This window comes from Myxococcus sp. CA056, from assembly GCF_013336715.1.
GTDB lineage: Bacteria > Myxococcota > Myxococcia > Myxococcales > Myxococcaceae > Myxococcus > Myxococcus llanfairpwllgwyngyllgogerychwyrndrobwllllantysiliogogogochensis.
Genome location: NZ_JABUMT010000013.1, coordinates 97423 through 112304, shown reverse-complemented (window position 1 = coordinate 112304; position 14882 = coordinate 97423). Strand labels below are relative to the sequence as shown.

Here is a 14882-nt window from a genome sequence, read left to right as displayed (position 1 = left end):
GCTCACCACGCGGTGTGGCGGTAGTCCTTGAAGAAGTTGCCCCACGAGAACTGGCCGGTGTTCTCCGAGAAGATGACCGGGTCCACGATGCGGGCCGCGCCGTCGATGATGTCCAGGGGAGGCTGGAAGTCGAGGTCCACCACCTTGCGCTCCGAGAACAACACCGGGTCCTCGTCGGTGACCCAGCCCGTGTCCACCGCGTTCATGTAGATGCGGTCCTTGGCGTAGTCCGCCGCGGACGTCAGCGTCATCATGTTCAGCGCGGCCTTCGCCATGTTGGTGTGGGGGTGCCGGTCCGTCTTCGTCCCGCGCGAGAAGCTGCCCTCCATCGCCGACACGTTGACGATGTGGCCCGCCGAGGAGCGGTCGCGCATCATCAGCGGCTTGAGCTTGCCGCAGAGGATGAAGGGCGCCACCGCGTTGATCAGGTGGACCTCCAGCATCTCCGCCGTCGGCACGTCCGCCAGCTTCATCCGCCACGAGTTCATGTTGCGCAGGTCCACCTGCTGCTCGTCCGCGTCCAGCCGGCCCTGGGGGAAGAGGGCGCGCGTGTCCCCCTCCTGCTCCATCGCGTAGGGCAGGAGCGACAGCGCGGCGGACGAGTGGATGCCCAGCGCCGGGTCGCTGCTGCGCCAGGTCGTCGTGAGCGAGGAGGCGTCCACCGTGCCGCCGGTGCCGAGCATGGGCGTCACGGTCTCGATGCAGGCCCGGTGTCCCGCGAGCAGCGGACGCGCGGCCTCCGGCAGCTGTTCCAGGCGGAGCTGCTCGCCCTCGAGCAGGTGCGCGTAGAAGCCCGGAGGACGGCGGACCGTCTGCGCCGCGTTGTTGATGATGATGTCCAACCGCTGGTGCGTCTGCTCCACGTACGTGGCGAACAGCTCCACGCTGGGCGCGTGCCGCAAGTCCAACCCGTGGATGTGCAGCCGGTGGGACCAGTCCGCGAAGTCAGGCTCCAGCACGTAGCGCCGCGCCGCGTCCTGGGGGAAGCGCGTGGTGGCGATGACGGTGGCGCCCGAGCGCAGCAGCATCAGCGAGGCCTGGAAGCCAATCTTCACGCGTGCGCCGGTGATGAGCGCGACCTTGCCGTCCAGGGAGGCGCGCTGGGTCCGCTTGGCGTAGTTGAAGTGCGCGCACTCCAGGCACATGGAGTCGTAGAAGAAGTGCAGCTGACGGAACTCCGCCTTGCACACGTAGCACTTGCGCGGCGTCTCCAGCAGCTGCCCCGGGTTCTCCTCGGGCGGGGGCGGCAGCATGGGCACGTTGAAGACGGGCGCCCGGCGCATCAGCCGGATGCGGGTGGACGCCCGGACCTCGCGGTCCTTGGTCTCCTTCTCCTGCCGGCGCTCCCGCCGCAGGGCCTTCTCCAGCCGCGTCTTCGCCCCACGGTCCGGGTGCACCAGGCGGCCAGCGGCGACCAGGAGGGCGAGCTTGTCCTCCTCGGGGAGCCGAGTGAGCAGGATGCGGTCCTCCGCCGCGGCCTCGAGGAGGCGGGTGCATCGACGGACGTCCTCCAACGAGAGCGAGGAGGGCGACGTGAGGTCGGTATCAGCGGGGAGTGCGGGCGACGAGGTCTCTGCGTCCTTCATTCCCGCGGTGAATATCCCGGAGGCGCCCGCGAAGAAAGGCCGGTGGTGGCGGAGGGCTCGGTAGGAGGGGAGGCGGCCGTGCTGTCCGGGGGAGGAGGGCCCCCGCCCTGGGACGGCCCGCCCGCGACCCAACGTCGGTCAGTGCCAGTTGACCCTGCCGCTGCCATTCACGCGGATGGAGCGCACGGAGGCGTCGCCCCACAGGTCCACGTCGCCCGACGCGTCCAGCGAGACATTCACGGTGCCGCCCTCGACGGTGGCGCTCGCATCGCCGGAGCCCTCGGAGACCAGGTCCAGGTCCACCGCGCGCAGCTCGCGGGCTTCCAGGTCACCACTGCCTTCCATCCGCACGTTCAGCCGCGAACTGGTGCCCTTCAGCTTCACCCGGCCGGAGCCCTCGCTGGCGACATGCACGTCGCTCGCGGCGCCCGTCCAGCTCAGCTCGCCGGAACCGGACAGGGAGAAGTCCGCCCGCTCCACGAGCACCGAGTCCGGCATGCACATCACCACCCGGCCGGAGCCCTCCACCTTCGCCTCCACCGTGCGGGCTCCGCCGCAGTAGCGCAGGCCGCCCGAGCCCGTCGACTCCAACCGCACGTGCTCCTCGGTCTGGCCGATGAAGCCCTCCACCGTCATCGAGCCGGAGCCTTCCAGCGTCGCGCCCACCAGCCGTGGCACCGTGATTTCCACCCGCGCGGTGCCCTTGGGGTGGAGGTTGCCGTCCGTCACGATGAAGAGGGACGCATCCGGGCCCTTGAAGGTGCGCACGTTGTCCTGGAGGTTCGAGTCCAGTGTCACCTTGAGCGTGGCTGTCTCCCCTTCGCGCACCACCACGTCCAGGTTCCCTTCATGGGTCACCGACTGGAACGCCTCCACCTGGCGCTCCTCCGTGACGGTGTCTCCGTTGCCGTGTACGTCGAAGTCACTGCAGCCCGCGAGCCACCACGCCGTGAGTACACCCGCCGCCACGCGCTTCCACATGTCCTGCCTCCAGTGAAGGGGGCGCGCAGTCCAGGCGCGCTGTCCCTGGAACACCGGGGGCTCCGGAAACTGTCACTCGACCCGGACCTGGGGTGAGGGCAGTCGTGCCGAGGCCACCGCCAGGCACAGCGCCGCCACGACGAAGTAGTAGTAGTTGCAGAACGCTTGTTTGTTGAAGGCGAAGAAGGTGGCGTAGGTGAGGGCCGTGGCGGCGGCGAAGCCCGACGGCGACCGGGGCGCGCGCCACAGACTCAGGCCCAGCACCAGGGCCACCGCGACGAACGGTATCCAGATGGGCGGAGGCGCATGGCCCCGGGCGACCCACGCGGCCAGGTAGCTCAGCGACTCCGTGCGAAACGGCTGGTGGATGTGCAGCGCCACCACGCTGTGGAAGAACGCCTTCACGTCCGGAAGCGCGAACGGAAGGCTCACGGCCAGGGCGGTGGCTCCCGCGCGCCAGAGCAGGCCCCAGAGCCGCCGGGGCTCGGGAACCAGCAGGAAGGCCAGCGGCACGAGGAACACCGTGTGCTGCTTCACGGCGAGCGTCAGCCCGAAGACGTAGGGGAGGGCCCGAGGAAAGCGGAAGGCACAGAAGACGCTCGCCGACAGCAGCATCACCAGGAACGGCTCCGTCCAGGACTGCTCCAGCACGAAGAAGCCGCGCGGCGTGAGCAAGTAGAGCGCGGCGGCTCCCGCGCCCAGCCGTCCCCCACGCGCATACGCCATCAAGCCCGCCGCCACCGCCGTGGCCACCAACTGCGCGTAGCGCGGGTCGCCCGCCAGCACGCGGCCGAGCGTGGCGAACACCAGGCTCAAGGGAGGATAGGGAAAGCCGAACAGCAGACGCCCGTCCCTCGCCAGTCCCTCTCCGTACCAGAGCGTATGCCCGTAGATGTTGGGGAACGTCATCGCGAACGGATTGCCGCCGCGCAGCAGCTCGTCCGCGCCCTGGAGCTGGAACACGAAGACGTCGATGTTCGGCGACGGGGCATGCCGGAGAATCCATCCCCCAAGCAGCAGATACACCCCCAGCAGCACGGGCACGCCCACCTGCCGCAGTCGCTCCGGCCCCGCCAGGAGCGCACCCGACACGAGCGCCGCGGTGGCCAGGTGCGCATGGAAGGGCGCAAAGGGCCAGGGGCCGTTGAGCCGCAGCGCGGACGAAGGGTAGTCCGAGAGCAGGGCCTGGAGCTGCCACAGCAGCGCCACTCCCAGGAGCAACGCGAGCACCGGCTCCGCCCACCGCCAGGGACGACGAAAGCCCGGGCCGACCACCGCCAGCAGGCTCAGGCCCAGGCACTTCGTGAGGCCTTGAATCGAGTCCTCGCGGAGCGTGCCATTGGTGAGCTGGAGCGTCAGCGCGAGCACCGAGGCCGCCGCCAGGCAGAAGACGGGGAGCCGCCAGGGGTCAGCGAGAGGGAGCTGGGGGAGCGACGGCGTGGACTCCATTGCGCGCCTTATACCCCACGCGCCTGGAGCCGAATCCCCTTTGCGTTCGCCGCGAGGGCGGGGCGGTCAGCCGCAACGCGGCAGGTGGATGCTGAAGGTCGTTCCGCCCGCCAGGGTGGAGGTCACCTCGATGCGGCCTCCATGCGCCCGGGCAATCTGGTCCACGATGAAGAGGCCCAGGCCGACGCTGCGCCGCTCCACTCCAGCCTCCGTGCCACGTCGCATGGGCTCGAAGAGGGTGGGAATCACGTCCCTGGGAATCGGCGGTCCGGCGTTGTTCACCCGAAGCACCAGCTCCAGGGGGCTGCCCTCGCTCAGCACCTGGATGCGGGCGTTCGGCGGGCTGTACTGCACGGCGTTGGAGAGCAGGTTGTGAATCACCTGGGCGATGCGGTCCGAGTCCAGGGCGCCCTGTCCATCGCCGCGCGTCTCGACCTCTAGCACCCGCTCCGGCATGACGGCCCGCACCTCGTCCACCGCCTGCTGGGTCAGCTCATGTAGGTCCATGACCTGGCGCTTGACGGGCATCACCTGACCCATTCGCGCCTGGGTGAAGTCGAGCAGGTCCAGGATGAGTCGCTGTGCGCGGTCCGCCGAGTCCACGATGCGGCGGATGGCCTTGCGCGCCCGCTCGTCCAGGTCCGTGCGTCGCACCAGCGTGGACGCGGAGAGGAGGATGGCGTTGAGCGGATTGCGGAGGTCATGGCTGACGATGCCAATCAGTTGCTCGCGCAGGACGGCTGCTTCCTTCGCGCTGAAGAGCTGCGCGTCCCTGCGCTCCAACTCGTCCTGGTTCTCGAGCTGATGGCCGATGAGCTCCCCGAGGTGACGGAAGACCTCGAGCTTGTCTTCGGTGAGCAGGGCCGGGTTGGCGTCCAGCGCGCACATGACGCCGAAGAAGGAGCCGTCCCTGCGGTACACGGGCACGGCGATGTAACTCTCCACGCCGTAGAGCTTGGGCGCGGGGTGGTTGGCGAAGCGGGGGTCCTCGCTCGCGTGATTGACGAGCAGTGGTGTCGCCGACACGCGGACCGAGTTGCAGAAGGTCGTCGTGATGGCCAGCGTGTCGCCCGGATTGAGGCCGAAGTTCATCTCGTCCAGCACGGCGCAACACCGCCACTCCTGGGCGGTGACGCGGGCGACGACGGCCAGCCGCAGCCCCGTGGTCTGCAAGAGCACCCGCAGCACCGTCTTCACGGCGTCGATGCGCGCGATGGCCTGGACGTCCGCGGTGAAGCCGACGGGAAGGGCCGCGGAGTCGACCGGCGGCGGGCGGGCAGGTGCGCTTTCAAAGGCGGCCATGGGAGCTGGAACAGTGGCCTGGTCGCTCATCATTTCACCCCTTGATGCCCTTCTGATGGCCTCGGGGCCCCGAGCGCTCGCGTGCGGGCCACGCGGCGCTTGCCGGGGTGCTGGCGCGGCGGAGGGGCTTGCGGGCGAAGTGTGGAGTTCCGTGCCCTGGGGGCGGATTTGGCGCGGGGTGAGGCAACCCCGGAGGCCCGCCCAGGGAGCGAGCGAGTAGAATCCCGCGCTGTCGGCACGGAGCCAGGGGGGGCAGATGGCACGAGTGCGAACACCTCCAGGGGGCGGCCATGCGTGAGTCCCCGTCGACGTCGGAGCTGCTGCGCCAACTGGCCGGGACGACGAGCGAGGGCACTGGTGAAGGTGTCGCGCGGCTGCGTGCGCGGGCGGACCTGGTCGACGCGGCTCGGGAGGCCCTCGCGGGGGGACAGGAGCGGGAGAAGGTCCTGGCGCTGCTCGCGATGCAGGGACTGGACGCGCGCGGAGCGCAAGACCTCCTGCTCTCGGCGATGGGCGATTCCTCCGCGCGCGTCCGGGCGATGGCGGCGCGGGGACTGGCCCTGGCGCCACGACAGGTGGCCTGGAGTCACCTGGTCACCGCGCTGGCGGATGCGGACAGCGCGGTGCAACGACAGGCCATGGAGGCACTGGCGCGACTCGACGTCTCCGAAACGGGAGCGCTGCTGGGCGCGCGCTTCGGTTCCGCGACGGAGTCGGAGCGGCTGAACATGCTCGATGTCGCCAGAGAACAGGAGGCACACACCTGGCTGGCCCTGGCGCGGCAGGGGCTCGTGGACGCGGCGCCCTCCGTCCGGGCCGCTGCGGTCGCGGCGATGGCCACGGTGGAGGACCCTTCCGCGGACCGCGTGCTCGTGGAGGCGCTCCAGGACGTGGATGAGCAGGTGCGCCTGTCGGCCGTCGAGGCCCTCACCCCGCGCGCCTCCCTTCCCACCACGCCGCTGCTGCCGCTGCTCGCGGATGTCTCGCCCACGGTGCGGATGCGGACGGTCCACGCGCTGCTCCGCCGGGGAACCTCGGAGGGCTGCGAGCAACTGGTGCGCCTGCTGGATGATCCGCTTCCCCCGCTGCGCGAATTGGCCATTCTCGCGCTCGGCCAGCTCGGCTGCGGCGCGGCGACCTCCCGGCTGGTCGACGAAGCCCGCCGCGCCTCCGACGCGGAGGAGCGCGCCGCGCTCGTCACCGCGCTCGGGCGTCTGGGCGGAGGCGAGGTGGAGCCCGTCATCCAGGAGGCGCTCGGGGACACGTCCGCGCCCGTGCGTGAGGCGGCGGTGGTGGCGTGGCCTCGCGTCGTCGGACTGGCGCGGGCGCTCGCCCCGCTGCGGGGACTGTTGCGTGCAGACCCGGACTGGCAGGTGCGCTCCCAGGCCGTGCTCGCGCTCACGGGCGCGGCCCCCGAGGCGGACGAGGACCTGTCCCTGGCCCTCACCCGCGACGTGGACCCGAGGGTCCGCACGGCCGCGGCTCGGGTGCTCGCGGACAGGGCGGGAGAGGTCGCGGAGCGGGCCCTGGTGAAGGCGCTCTCGGACCCGGAGCCCGAGGTCCGGTTGAAGGCGGCGCGCTCGCTGGGGCGACGGCTGGCGGTGGAGGCCCATCCCGTGTTGTCCGCGCTGGAGGGCTCGGAGCCGCGCCGCGATGTCCGGGCGGAGGTCCGACTGGCGCTCTCACGTCTGGAGCGGGCGCGCACGGGTGGCGATGAAGAGTCACCTCCGGAGCGCGAGCTGTATGACCCGGCGGGGCAGGGGGTGGCCTTCGCCACGTGGCTGAGAGACCCTGACTGGTACCCCGTCTCGGACCGCCTGGTGTTCTACCGGGAAGGGGCGCTGGAGAGCATCGACCTGGATGAGCACGTCCAGGTCCATGACTACTCCGTCGATGTCGGCCACCTGCGCCTGCGACGCGAGGGGGCGCCAGACCTATTGACCGCGTTCCAGGTGGAGCGCACGACCTGGCCGACTCCGGAGCAAGGCGACCAGCCCTGCTACCGGCTGGAGCTGCACACCGACGTGCTCACCGGCACCGGCCAACCCCGGGTCTTCTATTGCTTCGACGTCCGCTAGAGTCACCGCGTTGCCCGCACCGTCCTTCGTCTCCGAGGCTCCATGCGCCACGCGACTCTCGTGCTCGTCCTCTTGCTGGCCTCCGCGTGCCGATGCACCGAATCCGTGCGCAGCGAAACCGTGGGCTCCGCGGTCGTCACCCATGTGCGGAGCTGCGAGGCGCTCGACTGGGAGAACAACTCCTGCCGGACGGACTCCGTCATGGCGGTGGGGAAGGTGCGCATCACGGAGGTGAACTCCGTCTCCGCGAGTCCCTCCCAGACACGCGCGCTGGTGAGCCTGCGAAACGGCACGGCCGTCCTCGTCGACACCCGGTCCGGAGAGAGTCTCAGCCGCTTCCCCGTCTTCGCCTCGGCGCAGGAGTGGTGTGGTGACTCGGAGCTGATCGTCACGTATGCCCTGGCGAACTTTGGCGTGACGGAGGGCTACAAGGGCACCACCCTGGAGCTGGTGTGGTTCGAGAGCGACACGGAGGTCCGCCGTGCCGTGGTCCACAAGGGCCTGCGCCCCGTGCCCCGCGTCCTGTGCGGGCCCGCTCACACGCTGGCATTCGCGTTGGAGGGCGAGAAGCGGGAGGACCCGCCGGAGCTTTACCGCTGGAGCGAGCGCGAGGGACTCCAGCTCGTGGAGACCTGGCCCGGGCCCCTCGATGAGGGGGGACCGCCGGCCCTCGTCCTCTCCTGGGCCTCCTCGGGACGGCCCTCCTGGTGCGCGCTCCAGCCGCCGTATTCCCAGAACCGCTGCGTTCCGCCCGCGCGCTGACCCGCACGGTGCGCTGCGGGTCGCCCCCTGGTGGAAAGATGACCCCACCCTCGAAGACTTGAACGCGACCCCGTTCTCCCGCCGCAGGCCATCGGAAACCGGGAGACCGCATGAAGACCAGGTCGCTGTTCGTCGTGCTGGGGTGTCTGGCCGTGGGCGCCGTGGGGTGCAGCGCCGAGGAGGGGCCTCCTGCCCAGAGCTGGGAGGTGGGCTCGGGGCTTCGGCTGGATGACGACAGCGTCGTCAGCGTCGCGTACGGCTCGGGCCCTGGCACGGTGGTGGAGGGCAATGACCCCCGGCTCGCCGACGCGCGCACGCCCCTTCCAGGCCATGGGAGCTACATCCAGAACGGGACGCAGGCCCAGGACGCGTCGCTGTCCCTGTCGGGCGCGGCCAGGGCGAAGTCCGGCCTGTTCGTCGATGGGGCGGCGGAGATCATGACGCCCGTGCCGCTCCTGCGCGTCACGAACACGAGCGCGAGCGCGCCCGTCTGGGACGCGTTTCCCCTCTTCTCCGTGGACTCGTCGGGTGCGTTGCTGGCGCGGGGTGAGCTGGGCCGTGGCCCGGTGCCGATGAGCGGCGCCGGGATGCGGTTGATGTGGTCCCCTGCTCGCGCCGCGTTTCGCGCGGGTTATGCGGAGGACGAATGGAATGAGGCCAACCTGGGGTTCTATTCCTGGGCGGGTGGGACGAAGACCCGGGCGAGCGGCCACGCCGGCTTCGCCTTCGGCGACCAGTGCCTGTCGAGCGGCACGGGGGCGGCGTGCTTCGGCTCGCAGAACCAGACGCCTGGCACCGTGAGCTTCGCGAGTGGCGCGAACTCCATCGCGAGTGGCTTCGGCTCCGTGGCCATGGGCTACACCAACAACGCCGCGGGCCAGGGTGCCATCGCGGTGGGGTATCGCGTCTCGGCCGACGCGGACTACAGCACGGCCCTGGGGCATCGGGCGTCGTCGGGTGGTTTCTCGGGCTCGTTCATCTGGGGAGACCAGTCGACCACCTCCATCGTCAACAACACCGGGGCGAACCAGTTCATGGTGCGCGCGGCGGGCGGCGTCTTTCTGCGGACCAACGCCACGTTGACCACGGGCTGCAATCTTCTGGCGGGCTCCGGCGTGTTCAGCTGCACGTCGGACCGCCACCAGAAGGAGGACTTCCGCCGCGTCGACGGAGAGCAGCTCCTGGCGAAGGTGGCGCGGCTCCCCGTGGAGACCTGGCGTTACAAGGAGGAGGCCTCGGGCGTGCGTCACCTGGGGCCGGTGGCGCAGGACTTCCGGGCGGCCTTCGGACTGGGAGTCGATGACACCAGCATCGGCATGCTCGACATCGACGGCGTCAACATGGCCGCCATCCAGGCGCTGGAGCGACGCACCCGCGAACTCCACGTGCGGGACGCCGAGGTCGACGCGCTGAAGGCGGAGCTGGCGGAGCTGAAGCGCGGCGTGGCCGAGTTGAAGGCCGCGATGTCTCGCGACCGCTGATGGGGCCGCGGCGGGCCCACCGGCAACCACCGCGTCACATGGCCGTCGTGTCAGAAGACGACAGTCCAGCCGGGGCGGCGGACCTGCTCCTTCACGTACGAGACGCCGTCCACCTTCAGCCCCTGGGCATCGAGCAGGTTGATGGAGCCGCCCTGGTTGGTGAGCTCCACGGGCTTCTGGACGCGCAGCACGCGGGTGGCGCCGGGGGCCAGGTCTCCGCTCAAGGTCTGCTGGTGTTTCTTCCGGTCCGCGAGCACCCAGCCGGAGAGGGACACCGGTGCGGGTGACGTGTTGAGGAGGGTGACGGTCTCCTGCTCGGGCGCGTGGGTGTCGTTGACAAGCGCGGCGATGATGCGCACCAGGCCGTCATGCTGTTCGGGCACGGGCGTGGTGAGGGCATGTCCCGTGCGGTCGTCGGTGTGCCAGACCTGGGACTGGAACTTGAGGAAGATGCCCACCCACTGCTCGGGCTCCGCGAAGTGGAGGAGCACGCCGCCGTCCTGCCACACGCCATCCTGGCTCGCGAAGGAGGAGTGGTTGCCCTGGTTCATGTGGATGTCGTGGATGCCGCGTCCGGGGCTGAAGCCGAAGTACTTGTCCTTCGCGCTCTCCGGTCCCCACGTCTCGCCGAAGGCGTAGACGGTGGCCTGCTCGTCCGCCATGGCGCGCTGGAAGAAGTGGTCCAGCTTCTCGTTCAAGTCGTTGTCCGGCCCCGGCACGTTGGGCGACAGCGCCTTCATGAGCGAGCGGTCGAAGAAGTTGCCCCGGATGTAGTCGAGCGCGCGTCCGCCACCTCCTCCAGGCAGGGCCGTGAAGCCGAGCGGCAGGGCCTTGAGGGCGTCGGTGGATGGATGCCGGAAGTTCTCGTCGACCAGGTACTCCAGGTCCGACGGCGGCAGCTTGGAGCTGACGTTGATGGCGATGCGGTGGTCCGCGTCCTGGTCGACGAGGCGGACCTGATAGTGGGGACTGGGGCCAGAGCCCAGCCGTCGCGCGATGGCGGAGCCCTTCAGCACTCCGTAGTTCTTGAGCGGCATGCGTGATTCCTCCTCCCGGGGAAGAGGCGTCACGCGCCGGATGTCTCGCGGCCCGTGTCGAGGGCCGCACGGAGCCCGGACCGACACGGGCGCGCCTGGACGCCGGGCTCCTCGCGGCGGGGGCTACGGCAGCACGGCGCGAGGCCCCTTGTGAGGCTTCGCGGGGGCCTCCACCGTGCGCAGCGGCGCCGCGTCGCCGTGGGCATCACGGCGATACACGGTGATGGTGCCCGAGCGGGCGTTGGCCACCCGCAGCTCCTCGCCCGCCGCATCCAGGGAGACACCCGTCGGCTGGTCCAGCTCCGTGGCCTTGCCGTGAAGCAGCCGCAGCGGCTTCACGTTCTCCTTGCCCGCGAGCAGCGCCTCCACCGAGTACACGGCCACCGCGTCCGCCCCGTAGTCCGCGACGAAGAGCTCCTGGTGGGTGACATCGAGCGCCAGGCCCGAGGCGCGGTTGAGCTTGAGCTGCTCCCCCGTCCACCGGGCGAGCGGCGCCGTGTCGCCTTCCGCCGCCATGTCGAACAGGGAGAGGAAGGCTCCCCGGCCCGTCTTGCTCGCCGCCGTCAGCCCCGTCACCTGCGCCTTGCCGGAGCCCGCCACGAAGAGGCGGTGTTGCTTCACGTCCAGCGCCAGTCCCAGCGGGCCAGACAGCCCCGTCTTCCTTCCGGAGAGCACACGCGCGGACTGGAACTCGCCCTTGTCATCGCGGCGGAAGACGGCCACCGAGTCCCCGCCGCCGTTGGCCACGTAGAGCTCGTCGCGGGCCGGGTCCAACACCAGCGCCGTGGGCTGCTCCACGCCCTCGCGCAGCGTTCCCACCGTGCGAGTCGCCTCCTGCTCCGCCAGACTGAAGCGCACCACGGCGCTGGCGCTCGTGTCCGCCACCAGCAGCTCCTGGTGCTTCGCGTCTCTCGCCAGTCCCCAGGGCTGCTCCAGGCCCGACGTGAAGCGGGACTCCGGGGTGGAGGAGGTCCGCACCTGACTTCCACCCTGGCCCGGGAAGGGGCTGGGCGGAGAGCCGGTGAAGCACTGAATCCAGAACCACAGCTCGAAGTCGCCGCCCTGCCTGCCGTCGCCCCGGTTGGGATAGCCGATGGCGAAGCGCCGCTGGAGCGACTGGGAAATCACCTCGCCATCGAGGACGCGGAAGCCATCGCGCGAGTGGATGAAGCCGCCCTGGACCCGCAGCTTCGCGAGCATCCGGGCGTTGGCGAAGTTGTCGATGTTGTACGAGCGCAGCAGGTCCATCCACCGGTAGGACTCCAGGAGGGGGACCCAGACGATGTCGGTGCCGAAGATGCGCGCCTCGCCCCTCATGTGGAAGGTCTGGTGACCCACGAAGCCCGGAGCGCGGCCCATCTGCTGCGTCCAGTAGGTCACGTCCGGGGTCGTCAACGGATAGACGACATCCAGTGACAGGGTGACGACCGGCGGCGGCAGGGGCAGGGGCGCGCCCGAGGGAGCGAGCAAGGGCGCGAGCTCCTCCGTGCAGATGATGCGAATCCCCTGGCGGAAGAGGCCGAAGGGGTCGAACCCGAGCAGCCCATCGTTCTCCAGAACGAACTGGGGATTGGCGGCCAGCTCCACCCGGGCCACGTGGACGGAGGCCTCTTCACCACTTTCCAGGCCGGGGCGTGCGCTGAACACGATGGGCGGAAGCCGGGTCGGCTGCTGCGCGTCCTCGACGAGCACCGCCGTCACCTGCTGGGCTTCCGCCCGGGAGATGACCCAGCGCACCGCCGCGATGCCTTGCGCGTCGGTGCGGATGAGCAACGACGGACCCTCCAGCGCTCCGTCCAGGGAGCGCAGCCGGGCTCCGTCCTGGGGCTGGACCAGGCGGAAGTGGACGATGGCGTTGGCGACCGGGTTCTCTCCGGTCATCACCGCGACGATGAGTGGCGTGGGCAGCACATCCCCTGAGTGGGCCTGCTGACCATCTCCACCGAGGTACAGGAACGTGCGCTGTCGGCACAGCGTGTCCAGCGCCTCCTGCACCGTGTCCGCGCTGAACAGCGTCTGGCACCCTCCGGGCTGGTAGGCGACCCGGTCGGCGCGGCTCAGGCGCGCGGTGAAGACCAGGGGCAGGTGGACCTCGCGGAGGTTGCCGCCGCCGTCCGCCACGAGCAACCGCGCCTCCACCTGTTGCGTGGCGTCGTTCTGGTTCGGCAGCCACTCCACCTGGGCGATGCCGTCCGCGTCGGTGGGGACGATGATGCTCTCCGTCCAGGGGTTGCCCGAGCCCGCGAGGCGCACGCCGTTGTACTCCCCCCGGGCGTCGCCCAGCACCCGGAAGCGCACCGTCTGGTTCGCCGCGCGGCGCTGGTGACGGGCCACGCCCACCCGCAGCGGGCGCGGGAGCACTTCACCGGGCATGGCCTCCTGCCCGTCGCCCCCTTCGTACGTGAGCACCAGCTGCCGGCTCAGCGTGTCGAGCGCCTCCTGGACGGTGTGCGTCTCGTTGAGGATTTCCTGGGCCGTGTCCGGGGCATACGCCACCTTCGAGGCGACGCTGAGGCTGGCGCTGTAGCGCAGCGGCGCGTGGACCTCCTCGTTGCCATGGTCCAGCAGCCGCGCCTCCACCACCTGGCTGTGCCGGGGGTGGTCCACCGTCTGCCACCCGTCGATTTGCGGCGTCCACCAGGCCTCGGCGATGCCGCTGACGTCGGTGTAGACGACGATGGTGGTGCCGGTGTTCGCCGGCCTGCTCACGTCCTCCAGCGTGCCGTTGCCCTCGGACGTGACGACACTGAACTGGACGCGTGCGCCCTCCACGGGAATCCGCCCGTTGAACACTCCGGCGCGCAGCGGACGCGCGAGCCGCGCCGGAGGAGCGGGCGTCCTCGTGGGCATCACCTCCTGGCCATCGCCTCCGGCGTACACCAGCGTCTTGTGCTCGGTGAGCGGGGCGAACAGCTTGCGGCAGTCATGCACCGTCCAGCCGAGGTTCGTGCGCTCCATCACCGCGAGCGCGCAGTAGTGGTGCCGGATGCCGTGTGCGGACTCGAACGTCGGGACGCCCGCGCGCCGCGGCCAGAGCACGGTGCGCGTCACCGTGCGCGCGGGGATGAGCCAGTAGTCGCCCGTGCGGTAGTGGCCCGCGGTGAAGCGCACCTGCACGCCGCTCTCCAGCGGAATCCAGCCGCTGTCAGGGCTGGTCGGGTCGGCGGCCGGAATGACCTCCACCGTTCCCGTGGTGCCCACCGTGTCCCAGCCGCGCACCGTGAGCGCGCCGGAGGGCAGGGTGACAGGCCACGTCGCCGTGTCGATGGTGATGCGATTGCCCGTGACGGCCTCCACCCGGACCAGCTCGCCGGGTTCGCCGCGCAGCACGCGCGACTCGTTGGTCAGCTCCAGCCACTGGTTCGGCTGGAAGCGCCGGTAGCCGTCCTTGCCCGGCTCGGCCACCACGAGGAGGCGGTCGTCGACGTCCACCGACTCGACGCGGGTGTAGAGGATGCCGTTGTCGCGAGACCACTTGAAGGTGGCCCGGCCGCCGCTCGTGTTGGCCCGGTGGACCTCCACCCGATAGAGCTGGTTCTCCAGGCGGCGGTAGCCCGCCTCCGCCGCGACGATGCACGGGTTGTCGCTGACCTGCTCGGGCTCGCCGCGCGCCGCCAGCGTGCCGGTGCTCGTCAGCTCCGCGGGCGTCCACTCGGGGGTGCCGAAGGTGTGGCACGGCACCGCCTCCACCGGCCCGGAGGCCTGGTCGCCCGTCAGCGGATACAGCCGCGCCTGCCACACCGTGCGGGTGCGCGTGGCGGTGTCCGGTCCGCCCAGCGCCACCTCGCGCAGCTCCGAGTCCTCCAGCGCGGTGACGTGGCGCCGCCACACGTCCAGGAACGCCAGGTAGCGCCCGTTCACCTCGGGCAGCGGCACGCCGGGCAGGTCCGGCTGCGCGCCCAGGGCCTGCTCCTGCTCGTTCTCACAGAGGATGCCGTCTACGTAGTAGTGGCCGCGGCGGACCAGCAACTGCCCCTCTATCAGGACGACGGCGAACCCTGTCTGGTCCGCGGGCGTGCCCGGCTCCTGGGGCGTGCCGCTGGAGCCGATGATGTCCCGCCAGGTCGTCTCGTCCAGATACCGCTGGATGTCGACGTGCTCGTTCCAGTCGGCGTCGAGCTGGACGCGGCCCTGCTGCATCCGCACGCCGGAGTAGTGCTTCGCGGGCCGGAAGGTGTTCCGGCTGAAATCACCCTTCATGGCGTC

Annotated in this window: 9 protein-coding genes; 3 read left to right on the top strand and 6 right to left on the bottom strand. The window is 70.5% G+C overall.

The window, feature by feature from the left end:
* Positions 1 to 2 precede the first annotated feature (2 nt).
* The 4 genes from HUA76_RS35285 to HUA76_RS35270 all read right to left on the bottom strand — a co-directional run bounded on the left by HUA76_RS35285 (position 3) and on the right by HUA76_RS35270 (position 5318).
* Positions 3 to 1586 (bottom strand): SDR family NAD(P)-dependent oxidoreductase, encoded by a 1584-nt coding sequence (locus tag HUA76_RS35285; protein ID WP_174463317.1) that lies wholly within the window; start codon positions 1584 to 1586, stop codon positions 3 to 5.
* A gap of 138 nt (positions 1587 to 1724) precedes the next feature.
* Entirely contained in the window at positions 1725 to 2567 is an 843-nt protein-coding gene (locus HUA76_RS35280) for a GIN domain-containing protein (RefSeq protein WP_174463316.1), read from the bottom strand.
* A gap of 72 nt (positions 2568 to 2639) precedes the next feature.
* On the bottom strand, positions 2640 to 4016 hold the full coding sequence (locus HUA76_RS35275; protein ID WP_174459142.1) for a hypothetical protein: 1377 nt from the start codon (positions 4014 to 4016) through the stop codon (positions 2640 to 2642).
* Positions 4017 to 4082: 66 nt separating this feature from the next.
* Positions 4083 to 5318: a GAF domain-containing sensor histidine kinase gene (locus HUA76_RS35270; protein WP_174459143.1), complete on the bottom strand. Its 1236-nt coding sequence runs from the start codon at positions 5316 to 5318 to the stop codon at positions 4083 to 4085.
* A gap of 290 nt (positions 5319 to 5608) precedes the next feature.
* Here HUA76_RS35270 and HUA76_RS35265 point away from each other — a divergent pair, with 290 nt between their 5' ends.
* The 3 genes from HUA76_RS35265 (at position 5609) to HUA76_RS35255 (ending at position 9639) form a co-directional block, all read left to right on the top strand.
* Entirely contained in the window at positions 5609 to 7396 is a 1788-nt protein-coding gene (locus HUA76_RS35265) for a HEAT repeat domain-containing protein (RefSeq protein ID WP_174459144.1), read from the top strand.
* Between the two features lie 42 nt (positions 7397 to 7438).
* Entirely contained in the window at positions 7439 to 8158 is a 720-nt protein-coding gene (locus HUA76_RS35260; protein WP_174463315.1) for a hypothetical protein, read from the top strand.
* A gap of 110 nt (positions 8159 to 8268) precedes the next feature.
* Positions 8269 to 9639, top strand: a complete 1371-nt coding sequence (locus tag HUA76_RS35255; RefSeq protein WP_174463314.1) for a tail fiber domain-containing protein — start codon at positions 8269 to 8271, stop codon at positions 9637 to 9639.
* Between the two features lie 50 nt (positions 9640 to 9689).
* On the opposite strand, the gene HUA76_RS35250 is transcribed toward HUA76_RS35255, so the two are convergent.
* Both HUA76_RS35250 and HUA76_RS35245 read right to left on the bottom strand, forming a co-directional pair.
* On the bottom strand, positions 9690 to 10676 hold the full coding sequence (locus HUA76_RS35250) for a DUF2278 family protein (RefSeq protein ID WP_141646209.1): 987 nt from the start codon (positions 10674 to 10676) through the stop codon (positions 9690 to 9692).
* A gap of 123 nt (positions 10677 to 10799) precedes the next feature.
* Positions 10800 to 14876: a DUF6519 domain-containing protein gene (locus HUA76_RS35245; protein WP_174463313.1), complete on the bottom strand. Its 4077-nt coding sequence runs from the start codon at positions 14874 to 14876 to the stop codon at positions 10800 to 10802.
* Positions 14877 to 14882 lie beyond the last annotated feature (6 nt).